We start from the raw sequence: 16,004 nt of genomic DNA, 5'->3' as shown, positions 1-16,004 counted from the left end.
GCGCCCCCGGCCCCCTGTCAAGTTTCTAACATGTTAGTATGATTAGTCCGTGGACAGGCCCCCACCTACCCGTTACCTATCACTAAGAACCTTGGGAGGGGTGCATGGCCGAAGTCACGATCCGCGCGCTGAAAAAGTCCTATGGCGGGTTGCAGGTCGTCCACGGGCTGGACCTGGATATCACGGATGGCGAATTCGTGGTGCTGGTCGGCCCCTCGGGCTGCGGCAAATCCACCCTTTTGCGCATGATCGCAGGTTTGGAAGAGGTCACCTCTGGCGATATCCGCATCGGCGAGCGGCGGGTGAACAACCTTCCCCCGTCGGAACGCGACATCGCGATGGTGTTCCAGAACTACGCGCTCTATCCCCACAAAACCGTGGCCGCCAATATGGGCTTCGCGCTGAAAATGCGCGGGATGGACAAGGCCGAGATCGACAGCCGCGTCAAACGCGCGGCCGAAGTCCTCGGCCTCACCCCCTATCTCGACCGATATCCCCGCGCCCTTTCGGGCGGTCAGCGCCAGCGCGTCGCCATGGGCCGCGCCATCGTGCGCGACCCGCAGGTCTTTCTCTTCGATGAACCGCTCTCCAACCTCGACGCGAAACTCCGCGTCCAGATGCGGACCGAGATTCGCGAACTCCACCAGCGCCTGAAAACCACCACCGTCTACGTCACCCATGACCAGATCGAAGCCATGACCATGGCCGACAAGATCGTCGTCATGCAGGGCGGCCGGATCGAACAGGTCGGGGCCCCGCTGGAACTTTACGACCGCCCGGCCAATACCTTCGTGGCCTCCTTCATTGGCTCGCCGTCCATGAACATGATCGAAGGCGTGGTGCAGGGCGGTGCCGTCCGCGCGGGCGGCGCGACCCTTCCCCTGCCGCCGGGGATGAAAGTCGCCGATGGGCGCGAAGTCACCTATGGCATCCGCCCCGAAAACCTCGGCCCCGCTGCATCGGGCATCTCCGGCACCGTGGCCGTGGTCGAACCGACAGGCGCGGAAACCCATGTCGTTATCCGCATCGAAGGCCGCGACCTGACCGCCGTCTTCCGTGACCGCGTCAGCCATCGCCCCGGCGATGCCATCACGCTGGCCCCCGTCGATCCGGCCTCTGTCCATCTTTTTGACCGCGCCAGCGGCACCCGCTTCTGAACCCCGCGCGGGCAGGCGGCTTGACCCCGCCCGCGCCGCGCGCCACGCTCCGCCGCCAAGGGAGGATCACATGCTCAAGGGTATCGACAACCGGCTCAACGCCGATGTGCTGCGCGTCCTGCGCGCCATGGGGCACGGCGACGTGCTGATCGTGGCCGACACCAATTTCCCCTCCGACAGCGTGGCCCGCGCCACCGTCACCGGGGAACTGCTGCGGATGGAAAACCTCACCTGCGCCGAAGCCGTGCAGGCCATCCTCTCCGTCCTGCCGCTCGACACCTTTGTCGATGATTTTGCAGGCCGGATGGAGGTGGTGGGCAACCCCGCCGAAATCCCCCCCGTCCAGCAAGAGGTGCAGGCCGAGATTGACCGCGCCGAAGGCCGCCCCCGCCCCATGATCGGAATTGAACGCTTCGCCTTCTACGACATGGCCCGCCAATCCTATGCCGTCATCCAGACGGGCGAGCGTCGCTTCTACGGCTGCTTCATGTTCCGCAAGGGCGTGATCCCGCCCGACGCCTGATCTCAGGGAACCAGATCCATGTCCGATATCGTCATCCTTGGCATCTTCGTGGCCGACACCGCCTATCGCGCCGACCGCCAGCCCAAGATGGGCGAAACCATCCTCGGCACCTCCTTCGTCCTCGGCCCCGGTGGCAAGGGCTCGAACCAATCCGTGGCCGCCGCCATGGCGGGCGGCAAGACCAGCATCATCACCCGTCTCGGCAAGGATGCCTTTGCCGATATCGCGCGGGCCACTTGGGCCAAGGCGGGCGTGACGCCCCATGTCACCGAGGATGCCGAAAGCTACACGGGCGCCGCCTATATCTTCATTGAGAATGCCACCGGCAACAACGCCATCATCGTGGCCGCAGGCGCCGCAGGGCGCATCTCGGTTGAGGATGTCGAGGCGAACCGCGCCCTGATCGAAGGCGCCAAGGTCTTCATCACCCAGTTGGAACAGCCCATCCCCGCTGCGCGCCGGGCGCTCGAGATTGCCCGCGCCGCCGGCGTGCGCACCATCCTCAACCCAGCGCCCGCTGCGCCGCTGGATGATGACCTTCTCGCCCTGTGCGACATCGTCACCCCGAACGAATCCGAAACCGAAAGCCTGACAGGCCTGCCCGTCACCACCTTGGCCGAGGCAGAGCTTGCCGCCGACGCGCTTCTCGCGCGCGGGGTCGGGGCCTGCCTCATCACCTTGGGCGAAAGAGGCGCGCTCTACCGCGACCGCACCCGTTCGGTCCATGTGCCGGTCATCAGCGCGGGCAAGGTGCTGGATACGACCGGGGCAGGGGATGCCTTCAATGGCGGCTTCGCTGTGGCGCTTACCGAAGGCCGCGACGTGATCGATGCCGTACGCTTCGGCTGCGCGACCGCAGGCATTTCCGTCACCCGCCCCGGCACGGCCCCGGCCATGCCGTCACGGGCAGAAATCGACGCCCTTCTGGCCTGCGGTTCCTGACGCAGGAACCGCGACGGAATTTGACGCAAATTCCGTCCCCCGCCGTCGCTCCCCGCCCGGTTTCTGCGTCAGAAACCGACGCGGAATTTGCGTCAAATTCCGCAGCCGCCCTAATGACCGGGACGCAAAGCCATAACCCAAATCCATGACCCCGGCCCGAATCCCGACCCGAATAGATGGTTAACGCGACCTTTTCCCACCGTGCGTGGCCACAGGTGGCGGCACAAAAGGCGGCACAAAACAGGGCACAGCCATTTTCGCCCTCCCAAAAGGATTAATCCTTTTCTGCCAACACCTTACCTCCTCATTCCAATACCCCCCGTTGACAGCCCCTCCCCCCCGCCGCACTCTCCCCCGCATGACCATTCCCCAGCTTCTCATCTTCGATTGCGACGGCGTTTTGATCGATTCCGAGGTCATCTCTGCCCGCCAGCTCATCGCCGAACTCAAGGGCTACGGGGTCGACATGGACATGGCGTTCGTGAGCCGCCATTTCCTCGGTCGTTCCTATCCCGTCGTCCTGAAAGAGGTGCGCGACCGCTGGGGTGTGCAGCTTCCCGACCGGTTCGAAGCCGACTACCGCGCCCGCCTCCTTGCCGCTTTCGAACGCGAGTTGACGGTGATGCCGGGCGTCGTTGAAACCCTCCGCGCCCTTGCCATCCCCTATTGTCTCGCCACCTCCTCCAGCCCCGAACGCATGCGGAAATCCCTTGAAATCACGGGACTTTCCGCCCTGTTTGACGGCCTTGCCTTCACCGCCTCGGAAGTGGCGCGCGGCAAGCCCGCACCCGATCTTTTCTTGCATGCCGCCGCCCGCATGGGCGCCGACCCCACAGCCTGCATCGTGCTGGAAGACAGCCTGAACGGCCTGCGCGCAGGTCTTGCTGCGGGCATGCGCGTCTGGCGCTTTACCGGGGGCAGCCATCTGAAAGGGCTTGACCTGACCCCGCCCGAAGATGCCATTCCTGAGGCAAGCTTCGACAGTTTCGCCGCCTTGCGCGCTGCGCATCCGGCCCTGTTCGCGGCGGAAAGAGTGACGCCATGACCCTGCACGATGCCGAACCCAGCCAAAGCGACGATGCCGCCCGCGCGGGCTGGCTGTACTACGTCGCGGGCATGACGCAGGACCAGATCGCCCGCGAACTCGGCGTCAGCCGCCAACGCGCCCAACGCCTCGTCAGTCGCGCCATGGCCGAAGGCCTCATCCATGTCCGCATCGAACATCCCATCGCCGCCTGTCTTGAACTGGAACAAGCCCTGAGCGATCGTTTCGGCCTGATCCGCGCCCGCGTCGCCCCCGGCCTTGGCCCGGGTGCCGATGCCGTCCGCGCCATCGCACCCTCTGCCGCGCAGGAATTGGAACGCTTCCTGTCCATGCCCGATCCCTTGGTCATCGCTTTGGGGACAGGGCGCGCCCTGCGCGGCATGGTGGATGCCATGACAACGATGGACGCGCCCCAGCACAGCCTCGTGTCAATGATCGGCAATATCGCACCCGACGGCTCTGCCTCTTTCTTCGATGTCATCATGCGCATCGCTGACAAGGTCCGCGCGCCGCATTACCCCATGCCGATGCCGGTGATTTCCTCGACATTGCAAGAGTTTGCCGCCTTCACCGCGCTTGCGCCCATCGCGCGCGTGCGGGAATTGGCCACCCGCGCCGACGTGGTCTTCGTGGGCGTGGGCCAAATGGGTGATGATGCGCCGCTCCTGGCCGACGGCTTCATCACGCGCGCCGAACTGACTTCGCTTCAGGCGCGCGGAGCGGTGGGCGAGGTGGCGGGTTGGGTCTTCGACGCCGAAGGCACCTATCTGGAAAAACCCGAAAGCACCCGCAATGGCGGCGTCCGCATCGCGCCGCATTTGCCCCGCCCAGCCATCGGCGTGGCGGCAGGCCAGTCCAAAGTGCCCGCGATCCACGCCGCCCTGAAAGGCGGCCTTCTGAACGGCATCGTCACCGACGAAGCCTCGGCCCGGGCGATTCTGCTGCACCGCTAATACCGCAGTGCGGCATAGGCCAACCGCTGCATTAACTTGCCGTCAATCCGGCTGGTTCACCCTGTCCTTTCCCGAAGCGATGACGTTTCAAGCGGAATTTATGCCCGCTGGATGCAATTTTGCTCACGAACAGACTTGACGCAGGGGGGCAATGTGTGGGTAATTGCTCATTAAGCGATGAAATGCTCAATCGCTTCTATGGGAGGGAACCAATGACACTTTCGCTGCGCGCGCTTCTTGGCGCGACGGCCGCGCTTGCCCTGACCGGGGCGGCCATGGCCGAAACCACCATCACCGTGGCCACCGTGAACAACGGCGACATGATCCGCATGCAGGGCCTGATGGATGACTTCTATGCCAAGCATCCCGACATCAAGGTCGAATGGGTCACGCTGGAAGAGAACGTCCTGCGCCAGAACGTCACCACCGATATCGCCACCGGCGGCGGTCAGTATGACGTGCTGACCATCGGCACCTACGAGGTTCCGATCTGGGGCAAGCAGGGCTGGCTCGTCTCGCTGAACGATCTGCCCGCCGAATATGACGTGGATGACCTGCTGCCCGCCATCCGCGGCGGTCTGACGATTGACGGCAACCTCTTCGCCGCGCCCTTCTATGGCGAAAGCTCCATGGTCATGTATCGCAAGGACCTGATGGAAGCCGCAGGCCTGACGATGCCCGACGCGCCGACCTGGGCCGATATCGAAAAGGCCGCCGCCGCGATGACCAACCGCGATGCCGAAATCAACGGCGTCTGCTTGCGCGGCAAGGCGGGCTGGGGCGAAAACATGGCCTTCCTCACCGCGATGTCGAACTCCTTCGGCGCGCGCTGGTTCGATGAAAACTGGAACCCCCAGTTCGATCAGCCGGAATGGAAGGCCACGCTCGACTTCTACCTGAACCTGATGAACAGCTACGGTCCCGCCGGTGCCTCGAACAACGGGTTCAACGAAAACCTGACCCTGTTCCAACAGGGCAAGTGCGGCATGTGGATTGACGCGACCGTTGCGGCCTCTTTCGTGACGGGTGCCGATTCCACCGTGGCCGACAAGGTCGGCTTCGCGCTGGCTCCCGACAACGGTCTGGGCAAGCGCGGCAACTGGCTCTGGGCTTGGTCGCTCGCGATCCCGTCCTCGTCGGACTCTCAGGATGCTGCAAAGGCCTTCATCAACTGGGCGACCAGCAAGGATTACCTCGCTCTCGTCGCCTCGAAGGAAGGCTGGGCGAACGTGCCTCCGGGCACCCGGACCTCGCTTTACGAGAACCCGGAATACGCCTCGGTTCCTTTTGCCAAGATGACGCTCGACAGCATCAATTCGGCTGACCCGAACAATCCGACGGTCAAGCCTGTGCCTTATGTCGGCGTGCAGTTTGTCGCCATCCCGGAATTCCAAGGGCTTGGCACGAGCGTGGGCGAAATCTTCTCGGCGGCGCTGGCTGGCCAGAAGACGGCGGATGAGGCGCTTGCCGAAGCGCAGGCTGCTGTGACCGATGAAATGAAAGCATCGGGCTACATCCAGTAATCCTCCCAACCGGGGTCGGCCTTCGGGCCGGCCCCGTGTTTTCCGATATATTTCAGTTGCTTGCCCAATTGGTTAAGCGGGGATTAACGTAATCCCCCTGCGGCTCGCGCGCCCCTGTGCCCGGCCGTCCCTTCGCGCCCCGAAATCGGAGACCGCCCATGTCCACGCAGTCCACCCGTCTCGCCGCGCGCCTGATGGTGGCGCCTTCGGTGATCGTCCTTCTGATCTGGATGATCGTGCCACTTGCCATGACGCTCTACTTCTCGTTCCGCTTCTACCGCCTACTGACCCCGGATCGGTCCGGATGGGTGGGGTTCAACAATTATCTGTGGTTCTTCAACTCGCCCGATTTCTGGCTCGCGATCTTCAACACGCTGGCCCTTGTCGGAGGGGTTCTTGTCATTACCGTGGTTCTCGGTGTGCTTATCGCGCTCTTGATCGACCAGCCCGTGAAAGGGCAGGGGATGCTGCGCATCCTCGTCATCGCGCCTTTCTTCGTCATGCCCCCGGTGGCGGCCTCGATCTGGGAAAACCTCTTCATGCATCCGCAGAACGGGCTTTTCTCGGCCATCGCCCGGGGTTTCGGGGCGCAGCCGATCCTGTTTCTGGAACAATACCCGCTCTGGTCCGTCATCGGCATCGTCAGCTGGGAATGGCTGCCCTTTGCCACGCTGATCTTCATCACGGCGCTGCAATCGCTGTCTTCAGAACAGCTTGAAGCCGCCGAGATGGACGGCGCGACCCCCGTCAACCGCTTTCGCTATATCATCCTGCCGCATCTGACGCGGGCAATCACGGTGGTGATCCTGATCCAGACCATCTTCCTGCTGGGCATTTTCGGTGAGATTTTCACCACCACCCAAGGCGGCCCCGGCTCTGCCTCCACCACGCTGCCCTACATGATCTTCAAACAGGCCATCGTCGCCAAGGATATAGGCCGCGCGGCTGCGGGTGGGATCATCGCCGTCATCCTTGCCAATATCGTGGCCTATTTCCTGATGCGCGGCATCGGGCGGCATCTGGACAACTGAAGGGGAACCCGACCATGGCCCGCGCCCAATCCCCCCGCCGTCGCCTGATCACCACGCTCGCCGCTTGGGGTGTGGCGCTGACGATCTTCTTCCCCGTCCTCTGGATGATCCTGACCAGCTTCAAGACCGAAGCCTCAGCCGTCGCCATGCCGCCGCAACTCTTTACCGCCGACTGGACGCTCGAGAATTACGCCGAGGTCTGGCAGCGCTCCGACTACCCGCGCTTCTTCTGGAATTCCGTCATCATTTCCGTGGGTTCCACGCTGCTTGGCCTTGCCATCGCGATCCCGGCGGCATGGTCTATGGCCTTTGTCCCCGGCAAGCGGACGAAGGACCTTCTGATGTGGATGCTGTCCACCAAGATGATGCCTGCCGTCGCGGTGCTGATCCCGCTTTATCTGGTGTTCCAGCGCATCGGTTTGTTCGACACCAAACTTGGCCTCATCCTTGCGCTGATGCTGATGAACCTGCCGATCATCATCTGGATGCTCTACACCTATTTCAAGGAAATCCCCGGCGAAATCCTCGAAGCCGCTCGCATGGATGGTGCCAGCCTCTGGAACGAAATCGTCTATGTCCTGACGCCCATGGCGCTGCCGGGCATCGCCTCCACCATGCTTCTGAACATCATTCTGGCGTGGAACGAGGCGTTCTGGACCATCACCCTGACCACCACCAAGGCGGCGCCCCTGTCTGCTTTCATCGCCAGTTTTTCGGCCCCGCAGGGCCTGTTTTACGCAAAACTTTCGGCAGCCAGCGCGATGGCGATCCTGCCGATCCTGATCCTTGGCTGGTTCAGCCAAAAGCAACTCGTCCGCGGCCTGACCTTCGGCGCGGTGAAGTGAGGACATAATGGGACAGATCCAGCTTTCAGCCGTCCGCAAATCCTTTGGCGAGGTGGATGTCATCCCCGGCATCGACCTGATGATCGAGGATGGCGAATTCGTCGTCTTTGTCGGCCCGTCTGGCTGCGGGAAATCCACGCTCCTGCGCCTGATCGCGGGGCTGGAGGATACGACATCGGGCACCATCGCCATCGATGGCAAGGAGGCCACCCACCTGCCACCCGCCAAGCGGGGCCTTGCCATGGTGTTCCAATCCTACGCCCTCTATCCCCATATGACAGTGCGGAAAAACATAGCCTTCCCGCTGAAAATGGCCGGAATGTCCGAAGCCGAGCAGACCGCCCGCGTGGAACGCGCGGCCAAGGTTCTGAACCTCACCTCCTATCTCGACCGCCGTCCCGGCCAGCTTTCAGGGGGCCAGCGTCAGCGTGTCGCCATCGGGCGGGCCATCGTCCGCGAACCGGCGGCCTTCCTGTTCGACGAACCCTTGTCGAACCTCGACGCCGCGCTGCGGGTGGGGATGCGGCAGGAAATCACCGAACTGCACCAGTCGCTCAAGACCACCATGATCTACGTCACCCATGATCAGGTAGAGGCCATGACCATGGCCGACAAGATCGTGGTCCTGAACGCGGGGCGGATCGAACAGGTGGGATCGCCCCTCGAACTCTATCACCGCCCGCATAACCTGTTCGTGGCAGGCTTCATCGGCAGCCCAAAGATGAATTTCCTTGAAGGGGCCGAGGCCGCGAAACATGGCGCAGCCACCATCGGCGTGCGCCCCGAACATTTGGACATTGGCGCAGAGGGCCCGTGGAAAGGCATCGTGGGCCTGGCCGAACATCTCGGATCGGACACCTTCTTCAAGGTCACGCTCGATACCGGAGAGACGATCACCGTCCGCGCCAGCGGCGAGGTGGCGCTCCGCCATGGCGACCGGATCGCTCTTACCCCGCAGGACAGCAAGATCCACCGCTTTGACGCAGCCGGAAAGGCCATGGCATGAGGTTGCAAGGCAAGACCGCGCTCATCACTGGGGCCGCACGCGGCATCGGTCTGGAATTTGCCCGCGCCTATATCGCCGAAGGCGCGCGCGTGGCGCTGGCCGATATCAATGCCGAAGCCGTTGAAAAGGCAGCGCAATCCCTTGGCCCTCAGGCCAGTGCGGTGCAGATGGATGTCACGCAGCAAGACAGCATCGACGCAGGCTTTGCCTCGGCCATCGCGGCGCTTGGCCATCTGGATATCCTGATCAACAACGCCGCTCTCTTCTCCGCCGCCCCCATCGCGGAAATCACGCGCGCCGATTACGACCGCCTTTTCGCGGTGAACGTGGCGGGCACCATCTTCTGCACGCAGGCCGCTGCCCGGCACATGATCGACCGGGGGCAGGGTGGCACCATCATCAATATGGCGTCGCAGGCGGGCCGTCGCGGCGAAAGCCTTGTTGCTGTCTATTGCGCCACCAAGGCCGCGGTCATCAGCTTTACTCAGTCGGCGGGGCTGAACCTCATTTCCCATGGCATCAACGTCAATGCCATCGCCCCCGGTGTGGTGGATGGCGAACATTGGGACGGGGTCGATGCCTTCTTTGCGAAATACGAAGGCAAAGCGCCGGGTCAGAAAAAGCGCGAAGTGGGTGCCGCTGTTCCCTTCGGCCGCATGGGCACTGCCACCGATCTGACCGGGATGGCGATCTTCCTCGCCACGCCCGAGGCGAAATACATCGTCGCGCAATGCTTTGGCGTCGATGGCGGGAACTGGATGGCCTGACATGCGGCTTCAGGGCAAAACGGCATTGATCACAGGCGGCGCGCGCGGCATCGGTGCCGCCTTCGCCCGCGCCTTCCTGCGCGAAGGGGCGATGGTGACGGTGGCCGACCTGACCGACAGCGTCTATGCCGCCGCCGCCGGCATGGGGGCGAAGGCCATTGTCATGGATGTCACCCGGCAAGACAGCATCGAGGCAGGCGTCGCCCAGACAATCGCCGAGATGGGCCATATCGACATCCTCGTGAACAATGCCGGGGTCTACGACCTTGCCCCCATCGCCGATATCACCCGCGACAGTTACGACCGCCTTTTTGCCGTCAACGTGGCCGGAACGCTGTTCACCCTGCAGGCCGTCGCACGGCATATGATCGCGCGAGGACAGGGTGGCAAGATCATCAACATGGCCTCGCAAGCCGGACGCCGGGGCGAACCGTTGGGTGCGATCTATTGCGCCACGAAGGCCGCCGTCATCTCGCTCACCCAATCGGCGGGGCTGAACCTCATCCGTCACGGGATCAACGTCAACGCCATCGCCCCCGGCGTCATCGAAAGCGACATGTGGGATCATGTGGATGCCCTGTTCGCCAAGGCCGAGGGCCTGCCCATTGGCGAAAAGAAGCGCATCGTGGGCCAAGCCGTCCCCTTCGGTCGCTTTGGGACACCGGACGAGGTGGCGGGAATGGCTGTCTTTCTTGCCTCGCCCGAGGCCGATTACGTCGTGGCGCAATGCTACGGCGTCGATGGGGGGAACTGGATGTCATGATGAACGTCACGCACCCGACCCCCGATCTTCCCCTTGCAGGTCACGGCCTGCGCTGCCCATCGCGGGCCATACCGACCGAGGTTTCCCATGACCACGCATGACCCCCTTCCCGTCGCGCACCCCGCCTATGACCGCAGCCGTCTGACCCCTGGCATCGTTCATATCGGCCTTGGCAATTTCCACCGCGCGCATATGGCCGTCTATCTGGACGACCTCTTCGCCAAGGGCCTTGCGATGGATTGGGCGATCCTCGGCGCGGGGGTGCGCGCCCCTGATTCTCGGATGCGCGACGCGCTTCGGGCGCAGGATTGCCTCTCCACCGTCATCGAACTGGACCCTGCCGGAAAAACCGCCCGCCGCATCGGCGCCATGGTGGATTTCATCGAGGTGCAGCCTGACAACGCCGCCCTCATCGCCGCCATGACGCGGCCCGAGATTCGCATCGTTTCTCTGACTGTCACGGAGGGCGGCTATTACGTCGATCCGGCCACAGGCCGCTTTGATCCAACCCATCCCGACATCCGCGCCGACGCGGCACAGCTTGACCGCCCCGCCACCGCCTTCGGCGCGATCCTCGCCGCGCTCCAGGCCCGCCGTGCGGCTGGTGTGGCCCCCTTCACCGTCATGTCCTGCGACAACCTTCCCGGCAATGGCCACGTGACCCGCGCCGCTGTGGCTGGTGTTGCCCGCCTGTCCGATCCCGCGCTCGCTGACTGGGTGGAAACCCATGTCGCCTTCCCCAACGGCATGGTGGACCGCATTACCCCCGCCACTGGCCCGCGCGAACGCGCCATGGCGGCGGCCTTTGGGCTGGGCGACGATCCCGTCCCTGTCACCTGCGAACCCTTCCGCCAATGGGTGCTGGAGGATCACTTCCCTTCCGGTCGCCCGCCGCTCGAACAGGTCGGCGTCACCTTTACCGACCATGTCCACGCCTTCGAGGCGATGAAGATTCGCATCCTGAACGGCGGTCACGCGATCATCGCCTATCCGGGCGGGTTGCTCGACATCGAATATGTGCATGAGGCCATGGCCGAACCGCTGATCTCCGGTTTCCTCGACAAGGTGGAACGCGAAGAGATCATCCCAATCGTGCCACCCGTGCCAAACACGGACCTAGCCGCCTATTACACCCTCATCCGTGATCGATTCTCGAACCCCGAAGTGGCCGATACCGAACGCCGCCTTTGCCTTGATGGATCGAACCGACAACCAAAATTCATCATCCCCTCCATCGCCGACAATCTGGCACGGGGGCATCTGCCACGCGGGCTTATCCTCGAATCCGCGCTTTGGTGCCGCTATTGCATGGGCATGACGGATGGTGGCGCGGTTATCGAGCCGAATGATCCCAACTGGGACAGGCTGCAAAGGGCTGCCCGCGCAGCCTCGGCGGATCCGATGGCATGGCTTGGGATGGAAGATATCTACGGCGATGTCGGACGGGACCCGCATCTGCAAGAGGCTTTTGCAGGCTACCTCAACGATCTTGGGGCGCGTGGTGTGCGTGCCGTGCTTGCGGATTACCTTGCCGGATGACGCAGAAAAGGCCCGGAACACTTCCGGGCCTGCATCGCCCTTAGGTCAAATAACCTAACCCCATTCCCGCGCGCCGATGAGGCGTTCCAGCTCTTCGACAAGGGGCTGCGCCTCTTCGTCGGAAAGATCGACATTTTCGATCTTGACCTGATCGATGCCGTGCTTGGTTATCTCTGTCGGGAGAGGCGGATCCCCCCTGCCGAAATGTTCGTCATAGTAACGTCGCGACATGATGACAAAGCGCGACGTGCCGTGTTCCGACAGACTCACAGGCCCAACCGTCGCCGCCTCATAGACGTCGCTGGCCTTCCGGTTCATAGCGGTCTTCGGAAATTCCCTCATGCTCATGCGGTTCATTCTCGAATTGTCCCTGTGCTGCATACAGACATTAAAGCTGCAGCTTAAAGTACAGGGATGGAAAACAACGGCGATAAACCGAATGAGTATGCGACCCGGTTATCCACCCGTGAACGGCAGTTATCCACAAAAATAAGGCGATTTCTACTCCCGGTTAGCATTTATTGCCAAATCGTCGGGCAACCCAATGCTTTGTGCCGTCGCGCCTGTGGAAAAGGCATCTGGGATGGCACTGTCAGGCGGATAGGTTTGCGCAGCGCCTATGAAATGGGCGTTTTGAACAGAAAAGCGGCAGCATGCGGCGTGGTCCCGTTCCTTTCCCTGTCTTCGATTGCGAGCGCGTTGAACGCGATGCGGGGCGGGCCTTGGATGGGGTTCAGCAACCAGCAAACGGCGCATGACTCTGATTTCCGCCATACCGTCTTCCCCTATGCAGCGCAGTTCTGGCGAGGCATCGGTGCGCCTGCGTCGCGACGGATCGCGAATACAGCTGGTCGGCTTGCGTCAGCAGGGGTCGGCCAAGGCGATCCTGCCCCGTGTCTCGGCTGTGCCCGAGGTGGTCTTTCTGAACACATCCGGCGGGCTTACCGGTGGAGATCGGCTGTCCTATGCGGTCGCGCTGGAAGAGGGGGTGCAGGCAGTTGCAACAACCCAGACCGCCGAACGCGCCTATCGCTCGGTTTCGGGGGCGGCACGCGTCGATGTGGGCATCGAGGTGGGCGCAGGCGGCTGGATCGACTGGCTGCCTCAGGAAACGATCCTATTCGATGCCTCTTCTCTCGATCGTCGAACGCAGATCAGTCTGGGGCCAGACGCAGGCTGCCTTGCGCTTGAGGCGGTGGTTCTTGGTCGACATGCGATGGGCGAAACCGTCCGCAGCATTGCGTTTCGCGACCGCCGCGAGTTTCGCCGTGCAGGCAAGATCCTGCATCTTGAACCCCTTGCACTAAACCACGCGGCCCTAGATGCCGGGCAGGCCGTTCTGGGCGGCGCGCGCTGCTTTGCCAGCCTCGTGATGATCGCGCCCGGCGTGGCCGATGCCCTTGCTCCTCTGCGACAGGTGCTTTCTGAACCGGGTGTCAGTGCCGCCGCCTCGGCTTTTGATGGACGCCTTGTCCTTCGGGTGATGGCAACAGATGGCTGGCCGCTGCGCCGTCAGATCGCGCGGGCGCTTTCGGTCTTGCGGCGTGGGGCGGTCTTGCCGCGCGTCTGGCAGTTTCAGGAGAATGGTCGATGAACCTTACCCCCCGCGAAAAGGACAAGCTGCTTGTCAGCCTTGCCGCCATGGTGGCCCGCAACCGATTAGAACGTGGCGTCAAGCTTAACCATCCCGAGGCGGTGGCGCTTATTACAGACTATGTCGTCGAAGGGGCCCGCGATGGCCGCACTGTTGCCGATCTGATGGAGGCGGGCGCCCATGTCATCACCCGCGATCAATGCATGGAAGGGATCGCCGAGATGATCCACTCCGTGCAGGTGGAGGCGACTTTCCCCGACGGCACGAAGCTTGTCACCGTTCACCACCCAATCCGCTGAGAGGTTCCTATGGCCCGTATCCTTGCCCCAATCCTGACCTTTGCCGCACTGCCCGCGATGGCCCATGACGGGTTTCACCCGCATCCGCATGGCATCGAATATGGTTGGGTAATCGCCGCCTTGGTCGGCCTTGCGGGCGGTCTGACCATCGCTTGGCTGCGGGGGCGGAAATGATCCCCGGTGAGGTTTTTCCAGCCGAGGGCGAGATCATCCTGAACGACGGGGCCGAAGTGACCGTTCTGATGGTGGCCAATACCGGGGACCGCCCGGTTCAGGTGGGCAGCCACTACCACTTTGCCGAAACCAATGCGGGCCTGGACTTCGATCGTGACGCGGCGATGGGCAAGCGGCTGGATATTCCCGCCGGAACAGCGGTGCGTTTTGAACCGGGGCAAAGCCGCGAAGTGCGACTTGTGCCCCTGTCCGGTGGGCGCAGGGTCTATGGGTTCAATGCCAAGGTGATGGGGCAGTTGTGACTTCGCTTGACGCAAGGGCAAGGCGGGTGGAACGCTGATAGTGCCGGAGGAACGCCAAAGGCGTTTCGCCGGTTCCCAGCAGCAGAGAGAGGATTGACCGATGTGTGATGCCTGTCTGATCGAATCCGTGAAGAAATCCATGCTGTCGCGCCGCGCGCTTTTTACCGGGGCGGCGGCGACGACGGCGGCTGTCATGGCCTCTGGCCTGACGACGGCAAGGCCCGCCTTGGCGCAGTCAACGGGCAAGGTCGTTGACCTGACGCACGCCTATGACGGCGCTTTCCCCACCTTCGACGGCAATCCCGGCATCCTCTACGAACCTGCCGTGAAATTCGCGGATTCCGGTTACCAGCTGTGGAAACTGACGATCTTCGAACATACCGGAACGCATATCGACGCGCCGCTTCACTTCACCAAAGACGGAACATCGGTCGCTGACCTGCCGCCGGATCGGCTGGTTTGCCCACTCTGCATCATCGATATCAAGGCCAAGGCGGCAGAAGAACCGAACGCAATGGTCGAACCCGAAGATATCGAGGCCTTTGTGACCGCCAATGGCGCGATCCCTGCCGGGGCCTGTGTCGCCATGAATTCGGGCTGGGCGGCGAAAGTGGGCGACCCCTCCTATCGCAATGACGCGGAAGGCAAATTTGCTTTCCCCGGATTTTCCAAGGCCGCGACAGATATGTTGGCGGGTATGGATGTGGCCTGTATTGGGGTGGATACGCTCTCGCTCGACCCCGGCAATTCCGCCGACTTCGCGGTGCATTTCAGCTGGCTTCCGGGCGGGCGTTTTGGCATCGAAAACCTTGCTGGGTTGGATGGCTTGCCCGCAGCAGGTGCCACGGTCTTTGTCGGGGCGCCGAAACATAAGGGCGGCACAGGCGGACCGGCCCGTGTCATGGCAGTGGTCTGATGGCGGTCGCGCCGATCCTTTCGGACGATGCGGCGGGGGCGGAGGCCCTCGCCGTCTTCGACGATATCCGTGCCAAGCGGCAGACCGATTATGTGAACAATTTCTGGCGCGCGCTGGCGGCGGACCCGGCCCTTCTGAAGGCGACGTGGGATCGTTTGCAGGTGGTGATGGGTCCAGGCAGCCTCGACCCGCTGGTGAAAGAGATGATCTATATCGCCGTCTCGGTCACCAACGGCTGCAGCTACTGCATCCATTCCCACACCGCTGCGGCAAAGGCCAAGGGAATGACGGCGGCCCAGCACGGAGAGCTGATGGCGGTGATCGCCATGGCATCGCAAACCAATGCCCTTGCCACCGCACTTCAGGTGCCTGTGGACTCGCGCTTTTTGGCAGAGGAGGAGAGAGGATGATGCCGGTCGATCTGGTACGCATGCAGATGGCGATGGCCTTTGGCATGCTGGATATGCAGCAAAAAATGGTCAGTGGCGCTTGGCAGATGGCACTTTGGTGGCTGCCGGGTGCTGCAGCGGCGGCGGCTCCGGGTGCGGGCAATATCTGCGCACCGGCTGGGCGTCGGCGGGCAAAGACCTGATCGCCCTTCCAATCGCTCAGCCCATTCTTCCTT

The 16,004-nt window shown here is 62.9% G+C and carries 20 protein-coding genes; 19 read left to right on the top strand and 1 reads right to left on the bottom strand.

Going from position 1 to position 16,004, the window contains the following annotated elements; genetic code table 11:
• The first annotated feature begins 104 nt into the window (after positions 1 to 104).
• The 12 genes from QF092_RS06925 (at position 105) to QF092_RS06870 (ending at position 12,094) form a co-directional block, all read left to right on the top strand.
• Complete coding sequence (locus tag QF092_RS06925; protein ID WP_281468876.1) at positions 105 to 1,157, top strand: ABC transporter ATP-binding protein; 1,053 nt, start codon at positions 105 to 107, stop codon at positions 1,155 to 1,157.
• A gap of 70 nt (positions 1,158 to 1,227) precedes the next feature.
• Positions 1,228 to 1,680, top strand: coding sequence for an RbsD/FucU family protein (locus QF092_RS06920; RefSeq protein WP_281468874.1), 453 nt, complete (start codon positions 1,228 to 1,230; stop codon positions 1,678 to 1,680).
• Between the two features lie 18 nt (positions 1,681 to 1,698).
• Positions 1,699 to 2,622 carry a ribokinase gene (gene rbsK / locus QF092_RS06915; protein ID WP_281468872.1) on the top strand — a complete coding sequence of 308 codons (924 nt, stop codon included), beginning with the start codon at positions 1,699 to 1,701 and terminating at the stop codon, positions 2,620 to 2,622.
• A gap of 358 nt (positions 2,623 to 2,980) precedes the next feature.
• A complete protein-coding gene (locus tag QF092_RS06910) occupies positions 2,981 to 3,667 on the top strand; it encodes an HAD family hydrolase (RefSeq protein ID WP_281468870.1) in 687 nt (228 codons plus the stop codon).
• Positions 3,664 to 4,620 carry a sugar-binding transcriptional regulator gene (locus tag QF092_RS06905; protein WP_281468867.1) on the top strand — a complete coding sequence of 319 codons (957 nt, stop codon included), beginning with the start codon at positions 3,664 to 3,666 and terminating at the stop codon, positions 4,618 to 4,620. The genes QF092_RS06910 and QF092_RS06905 overlap by 4 nt, the downstream gene beginning before the upstream one ends.
• 212 nt (positions 4,621 to 4,832) lie before the next feature.
• Positions 4,833 to 6,143: an ABC transporter substrate-binding protein gene (locus QF092_RS06900; protein ID WP_281468866.1), complete on the top strand. Its 1,311-nt coding sequence runs from the start codon at positions 4,833 to 4,835 to the stop codon at positions 6,141 to 6,143.
• A 158-nt stretch (positions 6,144 to 6,301) separates the two neighbouring features.
• Entirely contained in the window at positions 6,302 to 7,174 is an 873-nt protein-coding gene (locus tag QF092_RS06895; protein ID WP_281468864.1) for a carbohydrate ABC transporter permease, read from the top strand.
• 14 nt (positions 7,175 to 7,188) lie between these two features.
• Positions 7,189 to 8,019, top strand: coding sequence for a carbohydrate ABC transporter permease (locus QF092_RS06890; protein WP_281468862.1), 831 nt, complete (start codon positions 7,189 to 7,191; stop codon positions 8,017 to 8,019).
• A 7-nt stretch (positions 8,020 to 8,026) separates the two neighbouring features.
• Positions 8,027 to 9,025, top strand: a complete 999-nt coding sequence (locus QF092_RS06885) for an ABC transporter ATP-binding protein (RefSeq protein WP_281468860.1) — start codon at positions 8,027 to 8,029, stop codon at positions 9,023 to 9,025.
• Positions 9,022 to 9,792, top strand: a complete 771-nt coding sequence (locus QF092_RS06880) for an L-iditol 2-dehydrogenase (protein ID WP_281468859.1) — start codon at positions 9,022 to 9,024, stop codon at positions 9,790 to 9,792. The genes QF092_RS06885 and QF092_RS06880 overlap by 4 nt, the downstream gene beginning before the upstream one ends.
• Before the next feature lies 1 nt (position 9,793).
• Positions 9,794 to 10,555 carry an L-iditol 2-dehydrogenase gene (locus QF092_RS06875; RefSeq protein WP_281468857.1) on the top strand — a complete coding sequence of 254 codons (762 nt, stop codon included), beginning with the start codon at positions 9,794 to 9,796 and terminating at the stop codon, positions 10,553 to 10,555.
• Positions 10,556 to 10,642: 87 nt separating this feature from the next.
• Entirely contained in the window at positions 10,643 to 12,094 is a 1,452-nt protein-coding gene (locus QF092_RS06870; RefSeq protein ID WP_281468855.1) for a mannitol dehydrogenase family protein, read from the top strand.
• Positions 12,095 to 12,148: 54 nt separating this feature from the next.
• Here QF092_RS06870 and QF092_RS06865 read toward each other — a convergent pair whose 3' ends face one another.
• Entirely contained in the window at positions 12,149 to 12,442 is a 294-nt protein-coding gene (locus QF092_RS06865; RefSeq protein WP_281468853.1) for a hypothetical protein, read from the bottom strand.
• 406 nt (positions 12,443 to 12,848) lie between these two features.
• Here QF092_RS06865 and QF092_RS06860 point away from each other — a divergent pair, with 406 nt between their 5' ends.
• The 7 genes from QF092_RS06860 to QF092_RS06830 all read left to right on the top strand — a co-directional run bounded on the left by QF092_RS06860 (position 12,849) and on the right by QF092_RS06830 (position 15,971).
• Positions 12,849 to 13,688, top strand: coding sequence for an urease accessory protein UreD (locus tag QF092_RS06860; RefSeq protein WP_281468851.1), 840 nt, complete (start codon positions 12,849 to 12,851; stop codon positions 13,686 to 13,688).
• The gene (locus QF092_RS06855) at positions 13,685 to 13,987 is read left to right on the top strand and encodes an urease subunit gamma (protein ID WP_281468849.1); all 303 of its coding nucleotides are present in this window, start codon (positions 13,685 to 13,687) and stop codon (positions 13,985 to 13,987) included. The genes QF092_RS06860 and QF092_RS06855 overlap by 4 nt, the downstream gene beginning before the upstream one ends.
• A 9-nt stretch (positions 13,988 to 13,996) precedes the next feature.
• Entirely contained in the window at positions 13,997 to 14,161 is a 165-nt protein-coding gene (locus QF092_RS06850; protein ID WP_281468846.1) for a hypothetical protein, read from the top strand.
• The gene (locus QF092_RS06845; RefSeq protein ID WP_281468844.1) at positions 14,158 to 14,463 is read left to right on the top strand and encodes an urease subunit beta; all 306 of its coding nucleotides are present in this window, start codon (positions 14,158 to 14,160) and stop codon (positions 14,461 to 14,463) included. Before QF092_RS06850 ends, QF092_RS06845 begins: the two co-directional genes overlap by 4 nt.
• Positions 14,464 to 14,563: 100 nt before the next feature.
• Positions 14,564 to 15,379 (top strand): cyclase family protein, encoded by an 816-nt coding sequence (locus QF092_RS06840; protein ID WP_281468842.1) that lies wholly within the window; start codon positions 14,564 to 14,566, stop codon positions 15,377 to 15,379.
• Complete coding sequence (locus tag QF092_RS06835; protein WP_281468840.1) at positions 15,379 to 15,789, top strand: carboxymuconolactone decarboxylase family protein; 411 nt, start codon at positions 15,379 to 15,381, stop codon at positions 15,787 to 15,789. Before QF092_RS06840 ends, QF092_RS06835 begins: the two co-directional genes overlap by 1 nt.
• The gene (locus tag QF092_RS06830) at positions 15,786 to 15,971 is read left to right on the top strand and encodes a hypothetical protein (protein WP_281468839.1); all 186 of its coding nucleotides are present in this window, start codon (positions 15,786 to 15,788) and stop codon (positions 15,969 to 15,971) included. The genes QF092_RS06835 and QF092_RS06830 overlap by 4 nt, the downstream gene beginning before the upstream one ends.
• Positions 15,972 to 16,004 lie beyond the last annotated feature (33 nt).

The organism is Fuscovulum ytuae (assembly GCF_029953595.1).
GTDB lineage: Bacteria > Pseudomonadota > Alphaproteobacteria > Rhodobacterales > Rhodobacteraceae > Paragemmobacter > Paragemmobacter ytuae.
The sequence above is the reverse complement of the archived record's forward strand: the minus strand, read 5'-3'. Positions and strand labels throughout refer to the sequence as shown.